10 protein-coding genes are annotated in these 19,314 nt (G+C 51.3%); 6 read left to right on the forward strand and 4 right to left on the reverse strand.

What is annotated here, in order from left to right; genetic code table 11:
- Positions 1-38 precede the first annotated feature (38 nt).
- The 6 genes from P2H89_RS27760 (at position 39) to P2H89_RS27785 (ending at position 11,206) form a co-directional block, all read left to right on the forward strand.
- The gene (locus P2H89_RS27760) at positions 39-1,022 is read left to right on the forward strand and encodes an aldo/keto reductase (RefSeq protein WP_275833279.1); all 984 of its coding nucleotides are present in this window, start codon (positions 39-41) and stop codon (positions 1,020-1,022) included.
- Positions 1,023-1,251: 229 nt separating this feature from the next.
- Positions 1,252-2,913 carry an ATP-binding protein gene (locus P2H89_RS27765; RefSeq protein WP_275833281.1) on the forward strand — a complete coding sequence of 554 codons (1,662 nt, stop codon included), beginning with the start codon at positions 1,252-1,254 and terminating at the stop codon, positions 2,911-2,913.
- Positions 2,914-3,297: 384 nt separating this feature from the next.
- Positions 3,298-4,650: a TolC family protein gene (locus P2H89_RS27770; RefSeq protein WP_275833283.1), complete on the forward strand. Its 1,353-nt coding sequence runs from the start codon at positions 3,298-3,300 to the stop codon at positions 4,648-4,650.
- An 18-nt stretch (positions 4,651-4,668) separates the two neighbouring features.
- On the forward strand, positions 4,669-5,829 hold the full coding sequence (locus P2H89_RS27775; protein WP_275833285.1) for an efflux RND transporter periplasmic adaptor subunit: 1,161 nt from the start codon (positions 4,669-4,671) through the stop codon (positions 5,827-5,829).
- A 55-nt stretch (positions 5,830-5,884) separates the two neighbouring features.
- Positions 5,885-9,079, forward strand: coding sequence for a multidrug efflux RND transporter permease subunit (locus tag P2H89_RS27780; protein ID WP_275833287.1), 3,195 nt, complete (start codon positions 5,885-5,887; stop codon positions 9,077-9,079).
- Between the two features lie 201 nt (positions 9,080-9,280).
- The gene (locus P2H89_RS27785) at positions 9,281-11,206 is read left to right on the forward strand and encodes a glycoside hydrolase family 97 protein (RefSeq protein WP_275833289.1); all 1,926 of its coding nucleotides are present in this window, start codon (positions 9,281-9,283) and stop codon (positions 11,204-11,206) included.
- 119 nt (positions 11,207-11,325) lie between these two features.
- Here the strand turns inward: P2H89_RS27785 and P2H89_RS27790 are convergent, their stop codons facing one another.
- From P2H89_RS27790 to P2H89_RS27805, 4 genes are all read right to left on the reverse strand, one after another.
- Positions 11,326-13,710 carry an endo-1,4-beta-xylanase gene (locus P2H89_RS27790; RefSeq protein ID WP_275833291.1) on the reverse strand — a complete coding sequence of 795 codons (2,385 nt, stop codon included), beginning with the start codon at positions 13,708-13,710 and terminating at the stop codon, positions 11,326-11,328.
- A gap of 158 nt (positions 13,711-13,868) precedes the next feature.
- On the reverse strand, positions 13,869-15,890 hold the full coding sequence (locus P2H89_RS27795; protein WP_275833294.1) for a sialate O-acetylesterase: 2,022 nt from the start codon (positions 15,888-15,890) through the stop codon (positions 13,869-13,871).
- 7 nt (positions 15,891-15,897) lie between these two features.
- A complete protein-coding gene (locus P2H89_RS27800) occupies positions 15,898-18,450 on the reverse strand; it encodes a glycosyl hydrolase 115 family protein (protein ID WP_275833297.1) in 2,553 nt (850 codons plus the stop codon).
- 51 nt (positions 18,451-18,501) lie between these two features.
- On the reverse strand, positions 18,502-19,254 hold the full coding sequence (locus tag P2H89_RS27805) for an SDR family oxidoreductase (protein ID WP_275833299.1): 753 nt from the start codon (positions 19,252-19,254) through the stop codon (positions 18,502-18,504).
- Between the last annotated feature and the right edge of the window lie 60 nt (positions 19,255-19,314).

Raw genomic sequence — 19,314 nt, forward strand, 5'->3', positions numbered from 1 at the left:
GTGCTTAGCTGTACCTTTAGGGTATAAATTACTTAGCTATGAAGTATAGACCTTTAGGAAAAACAGGAGAACAGCTTTCGGCTGTTGGTTTGGGTTGCATGGGCATGAGCTTTGCGTATGGCCCGGTAGACGATAACGAATCGATCGCTACCCTGCACCGCGCGCTCGATCTGGGTATCAATTTCTGGGATACGGCAGATATGTACGCGGTCGGTAAGAATGAAGAGTTGATCTCGAAGGTCCTGGTGCCCAACCGGGATAAGGTATTTATCGCCACTAAATTTGGTTTCCGTCAACGCGAAGATGGTTCCACTTATTTCGACGGATCGGTAGCGCATTTGAAAACGGCAGTAGAAGCCAGTTTGAAGCGCCTGAAGATCGATACGATCGATCTGTATTATGCGCACCGCGTTGATCCGAACGTACCGGTAGAGGAGATGGTGGGCGCTATGGCTCAGCTGGTGAAGGAAGGCAAAATGCGTTACCTCGGTTTGTCTGAAGCCTCTGCTGCTTCCATTCGCAAGGCCCATGCGGTGCACCCCATTGCTGCCCTGCAAAGTGAGTACGCAGTAGTGACCCGCGGAGTGGAAAAGGAAATACTGCCTGTGGTGCGAGAGCTGGGTATTACGCTGGTGCCTTATAGTCCGCTGGGGCGTGGCCTGATCACGGCCACCATGCAGGGCACGGAGCAACTGGCTGCCGACGATTTCCGCAGAACACTGCCCCGGTTTAAGGAAGGCAATTGGGAAGATAATCAAAAGATGGTGGCGGAATTTGCCGGTCTGGCCCAGGCGAAGAACATTACGCCGGCACAACTGGCGCTGGCCTGGGTACTGGCACAGGGTGATGATATTATTCCGATACCCGGTACCAAGAAACGCAAATACCTCGAAGAGAATGCAGGTGCTGTGGAGGTGGTGCTGACTGCTGCTGATCTGCAGGCGGTGGAAGAACTGTTGAAGAAATACCCCACTGCGGGTGAACGGTATAGCGAAGGTGCGATGAAGCTGGTCAATCACTAAGGTGCTTTGACGGTATGGGGTAGATGTATAGCGTATCGTTTTGCAAGTTGACGTTGCGTGATCTAATTTAGCGGCCGGTCGATGGCTGCCTTACCGGGCAGCTGTTGACCGGCCGTTTTTTGCAGCAACTCATTCACTAAAATATTCGTACATTTCTACTATTAGTGCTGCCTGTGGCGCGCATGTACGGTTTGGGGTCTGATATAGCTGCACGCCTAAATCACTCAACATGAAAGGAATCTCCATTGTCCGCCGGATAAGGGATGTCTCGATCAAAAAGAAACTGTATTTCACCGTGGGCATCATGGCCCTCCTGATCGCGATTGAACTGTGCGCGCTTTTTTTCTCCATCAATACACTTTCTTCGGTACGCGCCTATGTAAATGGCGAAGGCTTATGGTCGAAGGCCCAGAAGGACGCCATGTACCAGTTGCTCAAGTACGGTCGTACCCGCAATGACAGCGACTACGTGCAGTTCCAGGAATTCATGAAAGTACCATTGGGCGACCACCGTGCCCTGGTAGAGATGCAGAAGCCAGAACCCGATAATGAGATTACACGCGAGGGATTGATTGCTGGCCGCAACCATCCAGATGACGTGGATGGCATGATCACGTTGTTTCGCCGTTTTCACAAGAACCGGTATATCAACAAAGCCATTGGCGCCTGGACGGCGGCCGACAGCCTGGTACCCGGCTTTATTGTTATTGGCGACCAATTGCATCAGGAGATCAATAGTGTCAATCCGTCGGACGAACGCATACAGGCCATCCTGGCCGAGATCGATCCGCTCAACAGGAAAATAACGCCCTTCGAAGATAAATTCTCTTATACCATGGGGGAGGGGTCGCGCTGGTTGGAAAACCTGGTGCTGAAGATACTTTTCTTTATCGCACTTACGGTAGAGCTAACGGGGCTGGGGCTTGCGTTTTGGGTGAGCCGTAATATTCAAAAAGGGCTGGATGAAATATTACGATCTGCACAGGCCGTTACGCAGGGCGATCTGAGTAGCCGTGCGCAATCTTTTTCAAATGACGAGATCGGCAAGCTGGCGAATGATTTCAATAAGATGACGGCCGAGCTGGAGCGGATGACCGAAGTGATCCAGGAAACCAATGTGACGCTGGAGCGTAAAGTGCAGCACCGTACGGCTGAGCTCGAACGAAAGAACAAGGAGCTGGAGCAGTTTGCCTATGTGGCTTCTCACGATCTGCAGGAACCCTTGCGTACCACCACCGGTTTTGTGGAAGCGCTGCGTAAACAATACAAAGGACGACTGGATGATCATGCCGACAAATACCTCGATTATATTGCCCAATCGGCCGAGCGCATGAAAACGTTGATCAAAGACCTGCTCGACTATTCGAGGATCGGTCGCGAAAAACTTTTTGTGCCGGTGCACTGCAACAACCTGCTGGCAGAAGTGAAGGCTGATCTCGATACGGTGATCCAGGAAAGCAAAGCCGTCATTACCGTAGGGGAATTGCCTGTAGTGCATGCGCTGCCCACCGAATTGAAGCTGTTATTCCAAAACCTCATCAGTAACTCCATAAAATTCCGCCGGGCCGGCGTGGCGCCTGTTATCCATATTGATGTACAGGCGGACAAGGCCAGCTGGAAATTCTCCGTCAAAGACAATGGTATCGGCATGGATCCGGGCTACCAGGACCGCATCTTCATCATCTTCCAAAGGCTGCATACGCGGCAGGACTACGAAGGGTCGGGTATTGGCCTGGCGCATTGTAAAAAGATCGTGGAGCTGCATGGTGGTTCCATCTGGGTGGACTCTGTTCCCGGGCAGGGCAGTACATTTTATTTTACGATCGCGGAAATGCCTTTGCAGTCGGAGGACCTGAAACCGCAGCCATCCCGGCAGCCGGTAAGCCTGTAAATTGTTGAACCAGCGATAAGGCTGTTCTATACCCTGATATTGACTACATATCCCTGAATCTGGCCATTGTTTGGTGCCACTAAGGGGGACAAATTTGCATTTCGTTGGCAGGAAAGCGTCTTATACAACGTGTTGCAAAATTGGTTCGCCCTTTAATAAAATATTGTAACCAAACAAATTAAAGTGCAAATGCGTAAAATTAATTCCAAGGTTACGATGCTCTTTAATAATTTTGCACCATCTCAGGAAAAGTCCCTGCAACTCTCAGGCAGGTATTATCCAGGATTGACGCCCCTGTCATCCCTGCTTTTAAACAAAAGCAGCCCAGATCATCTATGCAATCTATTTTGCAGGTTCCGGTTTATTCGAAAATAAAAGTGCAATATGAGCAACTTAAATAAAGAAAGGCTTTCTCAAAAGAAGAAGATCCTCCTGGCAAGCCTATTGGCTTTGTCCATGCCATTCCTGTTGCCGGCACAGCAACAGAGCGGCGACAGCATTCTGCAGAACGCAACACTGGAAAATGTAATTCAGTACGCGATCCGACGGCAACCATTGATACAGCAATCGCTGATCGATGAGCAAACCACCGAGGCCCAGATCCGGAGTAAGCTGGCCGAGTGGTATCCGCAACTGAATTTCAATTACCTGTTGCAGCACAATTTCGAAGTGCAAACGGCCGTGATCGGCGGCGAGGCCAGGAAACTCGGGGTGAACAATACATCCTCCCTACAGTTCCAGGCAACGCAAAATCTTTTCAACCGTGATGTCATGCTGGCCAGCCGTACGGCAAAGGATGTACGGTTGCTGGCGAAGCAATCTACCGCCAATACCAAGATCGATGTGGCCGTGAATGTAGCCAAGGCGTTTTATGATGTGCTTACGAGCGAGCAGCAGATCAGGGTGTCGAACGAAGATATCCTGCGCCTGGAGCGGAGTCTGAAAGATGCGACCGCGCAGTACAATGCGGGTGTGGCGGATAAGACGGACTACAAAAGGGCCACCATCGCTTTGAACAATGCCAAAGGATTGTTGAAGGGGCAGGAAGAGGCTTTGAAGGCGAGGCGCGAATACCTAAAGGCTTTAATGGGGTATCCCATCAGCGAGCCCATCGACATCATTTACGATACCCTGCAAATGGAAAAGGAGATTCCGCTCGACACGACGCAACAGGTAAGTTATACCAGTCGTATCGAATTTCAATTGTTGCAAACCCAACGCAGATTACAGGAAGCGAATGTGAAGTATAATAAGTGGGCCTACCTGCCGAATGTGTATGCAACGGGCGCTTACAATTTCAACTTTCAGAACGATTCGTTCAGCAAGTTGTACAATACCAACTATCCCAACTCTTTTGCGGGCCTCACGTTATCGTTACCCCTGTTTCAGGGCGGTAAACGTAAATATAATATCCAGCAGGCTGAGTGGGACCTCAAATCGATCAACTGGCAGGAGATCGGCTTAAAGAACTCGATCAACTCGGAATATGCACAGGCATTGGCCCAATACAAAGGGAGCCTGGCGGTTTACCTGGCATTGAAGGAGAATATGGAACTGGCGAAGGAGGTGTATGATGTCATCAACCTGCAGTACCGCAATGGTGTAAAAACGTACCTGGAAGTTATCACGGCCGAGTCGGACCTGCGCACTGCGCGCATCAATTATTTCAATGCACTGAACCTGTTGTTATCGGCCAAGATCGATGTTCAAAAGGCATTGGGGCAAATCAATTATTAATCTCAAACATCTCAGCATATGTTGTTCAAAAGGATAGGATATTATACAAGCGTAAGTTGCCTGGCGGCTATGGCCTCCTGTGGTGGCGGTAATCAACAGCAACCCGGCGCGATGGCGCCGCAGGCCGTTCCGGTAACCACTACTAAAGTGACGACTACCGATGCCGTTTATTTCGATGAATACCCCGGCACCGTTACCGCGCTCAACGAGGTTGAATTGCGTGCCCAGGTTAACGGTTATGTAACAGGGGTCTTTTTCAAAGATGGCGACCGGGTAAAGAAAGGACAACGCCTGTACACCATCGATCCGCAGGCTTACGAGGCTACCTATCAACAGGCGCAGGCGAACCTCGCCGTACAGGAAGCCAACCTGATCAAGGCGCAAAAAGATGCAGATCGCTACCATGAGCTCGACAAGCAGGATGCGATCGCCAAACAGCAGGTCGATAATGCGGATGCTGCGCTTGAAGCGGCTAAAAAGCAGGTAGAAGCTGCCAAGGCCAATATCCGTGCGGTGCAAACCAATGTACGGTATACGTCTATCCTGGCGCCGTTCGACGGTACCATCGGTATCTCGCAGGTAAAGGTGGGCGGCCCTATTTATGCCGGTACCACGGTGTTGAATACCGTATCGTCCGACGATCCGATCGCGGTCGACTTTGCGGTCAATCAACAGGAGTTGTATCGCTACAGTCAGTTGCAGATGGGCAAAGCCAAACCTAAGGATTCCTTGTTCACCATTGCCTTCGGCAAAGAAGTATATCCCATACCAGGTTCCATCAGTATGATCGACAGAGCCGTTGATCCGCAAACCGGCAATATCAAAGCCAGGCTGGTATTCCCCAATCCCCAACACCTGCTCCGTTCGGGCATGACGACAACAGTACGGGTGAAGAATGCTTCTGCCACTCAATCGGTAGTGATACCTTATAAAGCAGTTACCGAGCAATTGGGCGATTTCTTCGTGTATGTGGAAGGTGATAGCAGCAAGGTTACGCAACGTAAAGTGGCACTGGGCCGCCAGATAGGAACGGATGTGATTATCCGCGACGGTTTGCAGGCCGGTGAAACGATCGTGGTGCAGGGTGTACAAAACCTGCGTGAAGGATCGAAGATCACAACGGCTCCGCCACAGCAACCCGGGGCTCCTGCGGCCGGTGGCGCACCCGCTAAGAAATAAGCAAAGGTTTACAGCGCGTATTATTTGAACTGAGGACCAATAAAGAAGATAACTAATGATAGCAGATACTTTTATAAAACGCCCGGTAACGGCCATAGTAATATCGATCGTGATCGTGCTGGTGGGTTTGATCTCGATGAATGCCCTGCCGATCGCACAGTACCCGGATATTACGCCGCCCACGGTTTCCATATCGGGCATCTTTACCGGGGCCGATGCGCAGACGGTGGAGCAAACCACTACCACGGCCATCGAAACACAGGTGAATGGTACGCCGGGTATGACCTTCATCAACAGTAACAGTACCAGTAGCGGACAGAGCAGCATTACCGTGAACTTCGAAGTAGGTACTGATATCAATATAGCTACGCTCGATGTACAGAACCGGGTGAGTGTGGCAGAACCTACTTTGCCCGATGCGGTAAAGCGGTTGGGACTTACCGTACGGAAACGCAATCCCAGCATCATGGTGGCGCTGGCGCTCTATTCGCCCAATGGCACCCGAAGCCCGGTGTTTCTCGGCAACTATGCCAATATTTATATTAAGGATGCCTTGTTGCGTGTAAAAGGGGTGGGTGATATCGTAACCCGCGGTGATGATTTTGGTATGCGTATCTGGCTCGATCCCAAGAAGCTGGCAGCGCTCAATATGACCACTTCCGAGGTGTTGAGTTCACTTTCCGAACAAAACCTGCAGGCAGCTGCCGGTACCATTGGTGGTAACCCGCAGCCCAATTTACAGGCTTTTGAATACAGTGTACTGACCAATAGCCGTATCAACACGGTTGCTCAATTTGAGCAGATCGTGGTGCGTACGCGTCCGGCAGATGGGAGCATCGTGCATTTAAAGGACGTGGCACGTGTGGAGTTGGGTAAGTTTGACTATGGCAATAATGCCTTTGTAGACGGAAAGTCGGCTGCGTTCATCCTCATCTACCAGGCGCCGGGCGCCAATGCGATCGATACCTGGGATGGTTTGCAGAAAACCCTGGCAGAGCTTAAAAAGCAATTCCCCAAAGATGTTGACTACGCTGTGCCCCTGGAGACGATCTCGGTGGTGAAAGTGTCTATCAGTGAGGTAATGCATACCCTGGTGGAAGCGTTGATCCTGGTGGTGATCGTGGTATTCCTGTTCCTCCAGAACTGGCGCGCTACGTTGATCCCTGTACTGGCGATCCCGGTTTCGCTGATCGGTACCTTCATTTTCTTCCTGCCTTTCGATTTTACGATCAATACGCTTACTCTGTTCGCGTTCGTACTGGCCATTGGTATCGTGGTGGATGACGCCATTGTGGTGGTGGAAGCGGTTCAACATTATATCGACCATGAAAAGCTATCGCCGAAAGAGGCCACGCAGAAAGCGATGGCCGATATCTCGGGCCCGGTAGTAGCGATCGCCCTGATCCTTGCCGCGGTGTTTGTTCCGGTAGGGTTTATTCCGGGTATCGTAGGGCGCTTGTATCAGCAGTTTGCGATCACCATTGCGGTGTCGGTGGTGATATCGGCCTTTGTGGCCCTGTCACTTACGCCGGCCTTGTGTACCATCATGCTGAAACCTTCGAAAGAGGAGGGGGCCAGAAAGAATATCCTTGAGAAATTCTTCGCTTGGTTCAACCGTGTTTTTGGCCGCATCACCAGTTCGTATACAAGAGGTGTAGGTAAGTGGATCAAGGCCTCGCCTTATGTAGTGATCATGATGATCTGTTTGTTCGTAGGCTTGTTCTATATGTTCAGGTCGAAACCTACGGGCTTTATTCCAACGGAAGATGAAGGCCGCTTGTATGTGACCTATGAAATGCCGGAAGGTACTTCCACTACGCGTAGCGTGGCTATGCTGAAAGATGTAATGGCCAGGGTACAGGCTATTCCCGGTGTGCGCATCGTGGGTGGTTTGGCTGGTTTGAACATCATCAACTTCTCGTTCAAGTCCAACTCGGGTACCATGTTCGTGAGTCTCGATCCCTGGGATGACCGGAAGGAGAAAGGGATGCAACTGGAAGGTATCATAGCCGAGATTCGGAAGCGGACGGGCGATATCAAAGAAGCGCGTATCCTGCCGATCGCTCCCCCAGCGATCCCCGGTCTGGGTCAAACTTCGGGTTTCACCTTCGAGTTGCAACAAACGACCAGTACGGACAATATCCAGGAGTTTGAAAAGGTGGGACAAAGGTTCTGGGGTGCGCTGATGCAGCGTCCGGAAATTGGTGTCGCCTATACCTTCTTCTCTACCAAAACGCCGAGCTACCAGGTAGATGTAGATAAAGAGAAGGCGAAGCGACTGGGCGTACTGGTATCGGATGTATATGCAACGATGTCGACGCTGCTGGGTAGTAGTTACGTGAACGACTTCAACCTGTATGGCCGTAACTTCCGCGTGATGGCGATGGCCGACAGTAGTTTCCGTACTTCGGTGAATGATTTCCAGAACTATTATGTACGCAATAGTCAGGGTAATATGATCCCGCTGAATTCACTGGTGAGCTCGAGGCTGGTGGAAAACCCGGCGGTGATCTCGCACTATAATATTTATCGTTCCATTGAATTTAATGGTTCACCCAAAGCGGGTTATAGTAGTGGTCAGGCCATCCAGGCACTGCGTGAAGTGGCGGCCCAGGTATTGCCAGTGGGTTACTCGTACGAGTTTTCGGGTATGAGCCGTGAGGAGATCAAGGCGGGTGATGCTACCACCACCATCTTTGCCATCTCGATCGTGTTCGTGTTCCTCTTCCTTGCTGCCCTGTACGAGAGCTGGTCGATCCCGTTCTCGGTATTGTTTGCGGTACCGATCGGTTTGTTTGGATCTATCCTGACGCTGGTATTGATTCCCAGGTTGTCGAACAATATCTATGCACAAATTGGTATGATCACGCTGATCGGTTTGGCGGCGAAGAACGCCATCCTGATCGTGGAGTTTGCCAAAGAGCGGGTAGACAGGGGCATCGACGTGGTGCACGCTACCTTGCAGGCGGTTCAATTGCGTCTCCGACCGATCGTGATGACCTCGCTGGCCTTCATCCTAGGGGTGTTGCCGCTGGCCTTTGCAACAGGTGCAGCGTCGGTATCGCGTAATACGATCGGCTGGACGGTGTTTGGCGGTATGCTGGCTGCGACCACGCTGGCCATCTTTGTGGTGCCGGTGTTGTTCGTGCTCATTACCAAGATTGCTTATGGCAACAAGCTGAAGAAGTTAAGGGACAGTCAGCAGTTGGTAGAAGAGGTGGATAAGAATATTGCGACCGGCGAAAGCTGATAAAGAATATAAACGGCTGATCGCCTGATGAAAAGGTGATCATGCTTTTAGCTCCGGCCGGGCCGGAACTGACGAACAGGAAGGGCTTCCACCCTTCCTGTTTTGTTTTGGGGTTAAATAGTGTAGAATTGACAATAATAATATATCTTTCTGGGCTTATTGACTGGCAACCCAACCTGCCATTATTGAAAATACAGCTATATGAGATTACGATTATTTTGCCTGATCCTGCTTTGCAGCGCATCTGCTGCTTTTGCCCAACAAAAGACGGCCGCTATTTCGAGTCCCGACAATCAGATACGCGTTACTACTGGTGTTACAGATGGGCATGCCTGGTATCACGTGCAGTATAAAGGAAAAGAGTTGATCGCATCCTCCAGACTGGGCGTTGACCGTCGGGATGAATCGTTTAGCAGCGATCTGCGCTTCGCGGGTGTTGATAAAGTAGTGCTGGTGAAAGATAGTTATACGATGGTCAACGCGAAGAAAAGCCGTATAGCTTATACTGCCAATAAAGGAGCCATTCATTTGCAGAATGCATCCGGTAACAAAATGGATCTCATCTTCCAGGTGTCGAATGATGGCGTGGCATTCCGCTATTATTTTCCGGGTGCTTCTTCTGATAAGAAAACCATTACAGCCGAGTATACATCCTGGGCCCTGGGCAATGAAGTGCAGGCCTGGTTGCAGCCCAAGCAGGATGCACAGGGTGGGTGGGAGCATACTTTCCCCAGCTATGAGGAGCATTATAGGCAAGGTATATCGCCTGCGACTGCATCGCCTACCAAGGCAGGCTGGATCTACCCGGCTTTGTTTAAGAAGCAGGATACCTGGTTGTTGCTGACGGAAGCGGCGGTAGATGGTGCTTACTGTGCTACCAATTTGAAGGGTACTTCGCCCAATGGTGAATATGCCATCAATTTCCCCGATCCGCGTGAGGTATTTACGGGTAAAGGTTTTCTGCCCGAGTCGGAATTGCCCTGGTATTCGCCCTGGCGCATCATTACGATCGGCAGTCTGGCAGCTGTAACTGAATCCACGCTGGGCACGGACCTGGCCAAACCTGCCGTGAAAATAGATGCTGCCTTTGTGAAGCCGGGCAAAGCTTCGTGGAGCTGGGCTTTGCTGAAAGACAATTCTGTTGTGTATGATGTGCAGAAACGGTTTATCGATTATGCAGCGGATATGCACTGGCAGTATTGCCTGGTGGATGTTGACTGGGATACCCGCATCGGTTATGATAAGATGAAGGAGCTGGCTCAATATGCCAACTCGAAGAATGTGGGCTTGATCGTGTGGTACAATTCTTCGGGCGATTGGAATACCACGAAGTATCATCCGAAGAGTGAGCTGTTGACGCGTGAAGCGCGGGAGGCTGTTTTCAGTCGTTTGCAAGGCATGGGCATCAAAGGTGTGAAGATCGATTTCTTTGCCGGCGATGGCCGTTCGATGATGGAGTATTATACAAGCATTCTCGATGATGCGGCACGATATAAGCTGCTGGTGAATTTCCATGGCGCCACTTTGCCACGCGGCTGGCAGCGCACCTACCCGCACCTGATGAGTATGGAAGCGGTGAAGGGTTTTGAGATGATCACCTTCGGTCAGCAGGATGCCAATGCAGCGGCGAATCATTGCACCGTGTTGCCGTTTACGCGCAATGCTTTTGACCCGATGGATTTTACGCCGATGTGTTTATACAAGATCCCTAATATTGAAAGAAAGACTACCAGCGGCTTTGAGCTGGCTTTGTCGGTGGCATTCCTGTCGGGCATTCAGCATTTTGCCGAAACGCCGGAGGGGATGGGGCATGTACCCGGTTATGTGAAATCATTTCTGCAGGTGTTGCCAACGCACTGGGATGATGTGAAGTTCCTCGATGGCTTTCCTGGTAAGCTTTATGTGGTGGCCAGGAGGGCTGGCAATAAATGGTATGTAGCCGGCCTCAATGGAGAAGCTACTGCAAAGAAGATCGATCTCAACCTTGGCTTCCTTCGTGGAAAAAAGGGAACGCTGATCACCGATGGCAGTGAACCGCTTTCTTTTCAGCAAAAGGACTTGGTGGCGAGTGTTGCAACCACAGTAGAAATGTTACCACAAGGAGGTTTTGTAATGGTATTTGAATAAGATCTTTCTATAGGTATTAATGAAGAAGGCCCCTTGCGGGGCCTTTCTTTTTTTGGTAAGCGTTTGAGCGCTCGTGTGAATCTATTGGTTAACCTTTAACTGGTATGGCTTAAGAGTGCTCAAAAGTTCGTCACTGCTTCAAAGGCTTTTTTAGGTTGCCCGTTGCGGTCGAACAGAAGAGGGTAGTCCTTTCTGCCGGTAACCGGGAAATTATCGAGCCAGCTATGCCGGTCGGATATATTCCAGAAGGTGACACTGGTGATATGTTTTGCATACTTCCTGAATAGTTCGAAGATCATGCTGTACTTCGCTACCTGTGCCTGTTCGCGGTCGGCGGTGAAATCGCTGTTGGCGTCTTCGGGCTTTCTGGCGCGGGCGTTATGTTCTTTGGGATACACCGATATGTCGAGCTCGGTGATTTGTAATGGCAGCCCGAGGGAGGCAAAATCCTTTAGGGTGCTGTCGAGTTGTTCTTTGGATGGTTCGTTGGTAGCCCAATGGCCCTGCAGGCCGATGCCATGTATAGGTATGCCTTTTTGTTGCAGTGACCGGATGAGCCGGATGATCTTTGCTCTTTTATCACTGCTGATCTCGTTGTAATCATTGTAGAATAGTTGTGCTGCAGGATCGGCTTCATGCGCCCATTGAAAGGCTTTGGTGATGTATTCTTCTCCGGCTATCTGCAGCCAGGGTGATGGACGTAAGTATTCGCCCGGCTTGTCGGATATGACCTCGTTCACGACATCCCACGCATAGACGGTGCCTTTGTACCTGCTTACGATGGTATTGATATGGTCTTTGAGCCGTTGCAGTAATACTTCTTTGCTGACTGCTTTTCCATCGGCATCTACGAAGAGCCAGGTGGGTGTTTGGTTGTGCCAGCACAAAGTATGACCGCGTAATTTTAGGCCATGGCGTTTGGCAAATGCGGCGATAGAGTCGGCATCTTTCCAGTTGTATTCTTTTTCGCGTGGATGAATGGGGCCCATCTTCATGGCATTCTCGGCAGTGAGGCTATTGAATTGGTGTAATATCAAATCTGCTTCGTCGGTTTTGAGCGCCCTGGCCGATACGGCTACGCCTATAGGGAAGTAGTTGTTGTAGTAATCTTTCAATCCTTTCGTATTGCTGGCGGTGTTAGTTCCCATATAGCGACTGGCAAATTGAATGAAGAAAAGCCAGTTGGGTCCGGTAGTGTGGCCGCCGGCATGTTGCCGGAAGGCGAGTTCGCCATCGAGCAGGCCCGTTTCGAGTGGCGGCATTTGGGTAGTGCCAAGGGATCTTTTTCCCAGTAAAGTGTAAACAGGTCCTGCATGAGCGGCGCCGAGGAACATGCCTTTGGCATCGATCCAATTGCCTTCTACCTGCGGTGAACCCGAGCTGATGAACACGGGGCGGGGTGCACAAAGGGCAATGAGTTCGTGGGCATCTACCGGCAGGTCGTTCGGTGTTAACGGACCTGCATACCGGATAAAGTTCCCGGCAAACCAATGATATTCTCCGGAAGACGCGAGGTTCTCTACCTGTTCTCCAAATACACGACGGAGTATCTTGGCGCCGCCTGCGCCGGATGAACTGATGCAGCCAACGGCAAAGCGGTGATCGTAGGCCATGGTTACCAGGGCGGCTTTGCCATACCTCGATAATCCTTCTATGGCTACATGTTTTGCATCTATTGACCTGTTTGTTTCGAAATAATCGAGTGCACGACTGGCGCCCCAGGCCCAGGCTTTGAGGGTACCCCAATCGTCCGGTTTGCGGGGCTGCCCTTTGTTGACGAGTCCGATGATGCCTTGTGTTAATCCTGCACCATTGTCGGCCTGGTAGCTGGTGGGTATGATGACGGCATAACCCCAGCCTTTGGCCAATAGTTGTTCCTGCCAGCTGGCTGGTGCGTTCCTGGAGGTATCGCGGGGCGGCGCAACATCCGGCGGTAGCTGCCAGCCAAATTCCATGACCACGGGTACGGGGCCTTTAGCATCAGCGGGGATGCTAAGTGTAAGTTGAATATCTACCTTGATGGATGGAAAGGCGCTGTTGTCTACATGGCCAATCAGCTTTTTAGTGATGGCTGCAAATGCTCCCTGCTGTTCGCGGATGGTTTCTACCACCTCCCATTGAACGGTTGGGGTGCTGGCGGGTGTGCGGCCATATACTTCGCGGTCGAATAGTTCAACGAGTTCGGGGCGGCGTTTGCTCCACCAGATGGCAGCATCGGTTACTGGCTGTCCGTTGTTCAGTAGTAGCGGGTCGGGCAGGGAGGTATAGGGAGAGGCTTTCGATTCGTCGGTATTGGCAGCATCGGGAGCTTGTGGGTTGCCGGAGGGGCCGCGACGAACAGTGGTAATGTTCAGTGATTGCAGTGTGCGGTTGTAATCAAGCTGCGTTAATTTTTTGATACTGTCTATGCGCACACTATCAGCATAAGAAAGCCGGCGTGTTTGCGCATAGGTGTTGGCCGAGAGCAGCCAGGCTACCAGGAAGCAGATAAGGGACGACTTCATGGAGGAACGATTTATTGGTAAAAAATGGTGTGTTCAAGGTTGTACATGATCGTCAACGTGTTATTCGCTGGCCCTGGGGACCAGTCGTACTTGTCGGTGCAACGCCCCGACTTTGACCCGCGTGCATTGAAGGCCTTCCAGGATTGGGCGTGAACGTCTTACTCACCCGCCCTGAACGGTGAAGCAGGCAGGCCTTCTTTGTTGTACAGGTTGGCGCCTTCCGGGTTATCGGCCCAGGCATAACGCACGGCTACCGGGTTTGCTACAGCATCGCTCCATACGATGACCTCTTTGCCTTTGATCGTAGCATTAGCCCACACAAACTTTTTATCGGCACCGGCAATGGCAAACTGTTGTAATGGTTTGCCGTCTTTCGCGATCAGTCCGCTGCCCGTGTTGTTGAATATGATCCTGACCTTATTCCCTTCTATTTGCATAGACTGGTATAGCGGTCCGGAATAAACCAGTTTCTTGTTGCCATAAGCGACGCGCTGGGCCGCCAGGGATAATCTTTGTCCTACGGCCTTTTTATTGAGCGGGTGGATATCGTTCCATTCTCCCGCATCGATGATCACTGCCATGGCTGTATTGGGTACTGAGAGTGATTGCAGTTGTGCTTCGCGCAGTTCGGCCCACTGACTCTCCGCAGGCTGTGGTTTGGTGGCCATGAAATTGGCGAGTTGAACATAGAGGAAAGAAAAGTCTCCCTGCTGCCATTGTTGCCGCCAGTTGCTGATCAGGGCCGGGAAGAGCTGCTGGTATTCTTTGGCCCGGGAGGCATTGGCTTCGCCCTGGTACCAGATCACCCCTTTTATGGCGTATGGAGTGATGGGGGCTATCATACCATTAAACAGGCCGCCGGGTTGATATTGGAAGGTGGTAGAGCCTGCCATCGCTTCGGCGGATGCGCCCTGTTTGTATTTCCAGGCGCCGGTGAGTTGAATGGTGTCGCCGGGTGTTGCGAGCAGATAATCTTTGTCTTTGGTGAAACCTCCCCGGCCCGAACTATTGAACAACCGGATGGTGATAGTATTATTACCAGCCTTTAATATACCGGCTGGCACTTCGTACCGCCGGGGTGGGTATTGGTAGCCGGTAGTACCCACAAATAGGCCATTGATGTAAACAGAGTCCCGGTTGATCATGGTGCCGAGTAGGAGTTTGGCTGGTTTGCCGGCCATGCTGGCCGGTACTTCGATCGATTTGCGGAACCACATGGTACCATAAATGTTCCGGTATCCCTGCTCATCCCAATAGCCCGGAATATTCATCGTAGGCCATTGTGCATCGTCGTAGGCCGCGGCGTACCAGGGGTTGCTTTCGTGGAGGCCGGCGTCGCCCTGCCATACTTTTGTATACCAGTTGATATCCGTTTCTCGGTCGCGCTGCATGGTTTGTTTTACGAGGTTGTCGTCTTTCCATTTTTGCGCCACGCTGAGTTGCGCCGGAAATGCCTGCAACGCTTCTTCGCTGAGCCAGGCTTCTACTGGTGAGCCGCCTACGGGCGCCTTAATGAGTCCGATAGGCACCTGGTATTTTTCGTACAGGCTTTTGGCGAAGAAATAACCAGCGGCCGTGAAACGGCCAATACTTTCCTTCGTCAACGCCTCCCAGGCTCCGCCCGGCAGGTCATCTTGTGGCGCCTGAAAATTATACCGTGTGGCAATGAGGAACTGTCTGATCTGCGGATTGCCGGCGTTGGCCATCTCTTCCGGATACTTCCAGGCTACGCGTGCCATGGGCAGGTCCATATTCGATTGACCGGAACATACCCATACATCGCCCATCAGGATATTGTTGAGGGTGATTGTGTTGGTGGCTGATATCTCCATAGTATAGGGTCCACCGGATTTGGTGGGCTGCACCAGGAGTTGCCACTGGCCTGCTTCGTTGGTGGTAGTATAATAAACCTTGTTGTTGAACCGCACGGTGACTTTTTCTCCGGCGGTTGCCCAGCCCCATATTTTTACCGGCTTGTCGCGTTGCAATACCATGCCATCGCTCACGAGGCGCGGTAGCTTAAGCTGTGCTGTAGAGCTCAGTGCTGTGAGGATGAACAATGTCAGTATCGCAAGGACATAACCCTGGCTTCCACGTGGCTTAGCGGCTTCAATGGTAGTTTGCAACTGATGTTGCGGGGTGATCGATTTGGTATCCTGAATGACAGTAGTTTTTTTCATACGTATATTATCTGCGTGTTTCGGGCGGACCTAAATAACTCTCCTTCGCTCCTCCAAGGTCGATCACCAACTTTTGCAATACTACAGCCGGACTCACCATCCAATACTTCAGCACGTGTTTGCCAGGTTGCAGGGTTTTGTGGGTGGAGGTTTTTATGATGATGTTGTTGGCGACCCATTGTTCCCAGGTCCGCACGTTGCTATCTTCTTTATTGAGACTGATCACTTGTGGTGTTTCATCGTCGATGGAGATGGCATATTGCAAACCCTCTGGCGCGTTCTGAATATTAAGGGTAGGCGAGAAGTAGGCGTTTACCGTAGCAGGTCCATTAATCGTTGTCTTAAACTCATACTGAAGATGAGGACTATTGGTGGTTAACTGTTGGATGGACGCTGTTACCGGAAAGGTGGTGACAGCATCACCCGTTTTGCCATGGTCGGGTAATACGGTCCAGGTAATCCCATGGGCATTGACAGCTTTGGTATAGTGAGCGGCTTCAATAGAAACATAGTCGTCTGGTGCATGGAAAGTAGTATTGGAGTGCTCTTTATGGGTAGTAGCTGCAGGCAGTATGGAAGAAGAAAAAGTCGAATTGTCGGGGTCAACTCTATATACAGCCGGCATGTTGTTAAATGGTGGTTGCTGCCAGTAGGTATACCCGATATGCGTTTGGCTCATCATATGGTTCCATTTGGCGTGGTGGAGCGTATGGTATTCCCGGGTAATAAGAGAGTCCTGCAGGTAATATTGATCGGCTTCTTTTGCCGTTCTGGCTACCAGCGAGTGATTTTGGTTGCGGTGAGCTTTGTTGTTTTCTGCAATAGCGTGGTACAGATTGTATAAGTTGCTGCTGGCTTTAACGGGGTGCAGTACCAATTGAAAGTAAGCGTCGCGGTATCGGGCGGGTAATTGCTGATTGATCTGGGTTGCTTTTTTCAACAGTTCGTCGTAAGCCCTGGTTACGCGGCCGGCTTCGTCATAATGGTCGAAGTGGTAGGTATTGGCATCCAGCAGTTCGGGCTTGCGCCGGCTATTGTATTTGGTGTACTTCGATATAATGTCTGCGATGGACTTCGCCTGGGTGGCTCCGAATTGTTGTGCGGCCCATTTTTCCGTGTAGCGCTGCAGGTCTGCCGGCCCAATGGCTGTAGGATCCCAGGCATAGTCGAGGAAGAAGGAGATGGGAAACTCCATGGGTTTGATGTCGCCTACATTCACGATCCATATCTCGCGGGCCTTATACTCCCAGGCCAGGTGCATCTGTTCCCATACGCGGGAGATGGCATTGGTGTTGATCCATTTGTAATTGCGCGGTCCGCCTACGTAGTCGAAATGATAATAGATGCCATAACCTCCTTTACGGGGATTTTCATCGGGTTTAGGCAGGCGGCGGATATTGCCCCAGTTGTCGTCGCAGAGCAGGAGGGTTACATCATCGGGCACACGCATTCCTTTGTCGTAGTAATCCTGCACTTCTTTATACAGGGCCCATAGCTGGGGAGTTTCGCTGGCAGGTTGTTGGGTTACTTCTTCAATGATGTTTCGCTGCTCTTTTACAATCCTTTCGAGCAGGGCGGTAGCGGTTTCCCGGCTCATGGGTTCATCGCCATCTCCGCGCATGCCGACGCTGACGATCTTTTCATTGGTGGCGCGCTGCATGCCGGTGCGCCAGAATTGTTGCAGCCTAACCTGGTTGCTGTCGTAATTCCATTTGCCGGTACCATAACGCCGCCATTCATCGTGAGCGCGCATGAGCGGTTCGTGGTGCGAGGTGCCGATCACGATGCCATAGGTGTCGGCCATTTTGATGTTGAGGCTGTCGTCGTCGTAGAAGGCATTGCCCCACATGGCGGGCCACAGGTAATTGGCTTTGAGGCGCAGCATCAGCTCAAATACTTTCTCATAGAATTGGTGGTTGAAGCCGCCAAACTTTTCCTTGCTCCAGCCGGAAAGGGCGGGCGCTTCGTCGTTGATGAAGATGCCGCGGTATTTGATGGCCGGGGCGTTGGCGGAATAATTGGTGTTAGTCAGGTATAAAGTAGAACGTTTCTGTACCGGTACGTCGGCCCACCAATACCAAGGCGATACGCCTATTTGTTTGGATAGTTCGAGCGTGCCGTAAGCTGCGCCGCGGCGGTCGCTGCCGGTAATAACCAGCGCACGACGGATGCCCGGTGCAGGTGTTTTGATCAGTTGCCAGCGGTAGGCTTCCCACTTGCCTGAGAGGTCGCTTGTCTTGATCTGTTGTGATGCGGTCAGCTGTTGTATAATCGTTGATTTACCGAGCGACCCGATTACAATGAGTTGCGCGGCACTTGCGGGAAGCGTGTTGATCAGCGATGGCCGGCGGCTGGTGACGCGTTCGATATCGTCGCACAGGAGCGTCGCAGCCTTTTGTACCAGTTCATCATCGTTGATGTCGACATAAATGGCAGTGATGCTTTTGCTGTCTGCAATAGGAAATGAGTTGGCAACCGGCTTACCGGTAATGAAGTTTTGCGTAAATGCAGGAACCATGGCGGCTGCCGTGAGCCACAGTAACAGTATCAGCTTTTTCATATGTAATCGTTGGTAGCACCGGGAGCTGTTGCGCCTTTGCCGGCGCTCTCCTTAAAACCCGATGGAATTGCCGCCATCTACCGGGAGTATGACGCCCGTGATGTAGCGTGCTGCATCTGATGCCAGGAACACGGCTGCATCGCCAATATCCGCCGGGGTGCCGAGTTCGCCCATGGGCGTACGGTCGAGGGCCTTGTGTTTCCGTTCAGGGTCATCATTGAGTGCTTTGGCCGACATGTCGGTGGCGATGAAACCAGGGGCTATACAGTTCACCCGGATGCCCTTGGGCGATAGTTCTACTGCCATTGCTTTGGTCATGCCTTCGATGGCCGATTTGGAAGCTGTATAGGCGATCACTTTGGGGATGCCATACTGAGAGGCCATCGAGCTGATATTGATGATCGAACCGCCGCCATTGCTCATCATGTATTTCACCACTTCCCTCGACAAGGCGAATACGGCCGTTACATTGGTTTGTATAATGCGTTGGAAATCTTCATCCGATACTTCCGTGAATTCCTTCTTCATGTTGATGCCTGCATTGTTGACCAGGATATCGATGCGGCCATGCTCTTTGAGTATCTGCTGTACCAGTTTGGGTATGGCGGCCAGGTTGGTAAGGTCGCAGGATATGGGGACGCACAGGTTGCCCAGTTTCTCCTTTGCCTGGGTTAGCTTTTGCGGATCGCGGCCTACGATGATCGTCAGGATCTCGTTCTCGACAAACTTTTGTGCTATGGCCAATCCTATACCAGATCCTCCGCCGGTTACTATAGCTATCTTCTGTTGGTTGGTTGATTGCATGGGTCGTTTTGTATTTCTTTTTTGCGAAGATCGTGATTCAAACAGGTGAATCGTTTATCG

It is taken from the genome of Paraflavitalea sp. CAU 1676, assembly GCF_029223285.1.
Taxonomy (GTDB): domain Bacteria; phylum Bacteroidota; class Bacteroidia; order Chitinophagales; family Chitinophagaceae; genus Paraflavitalea.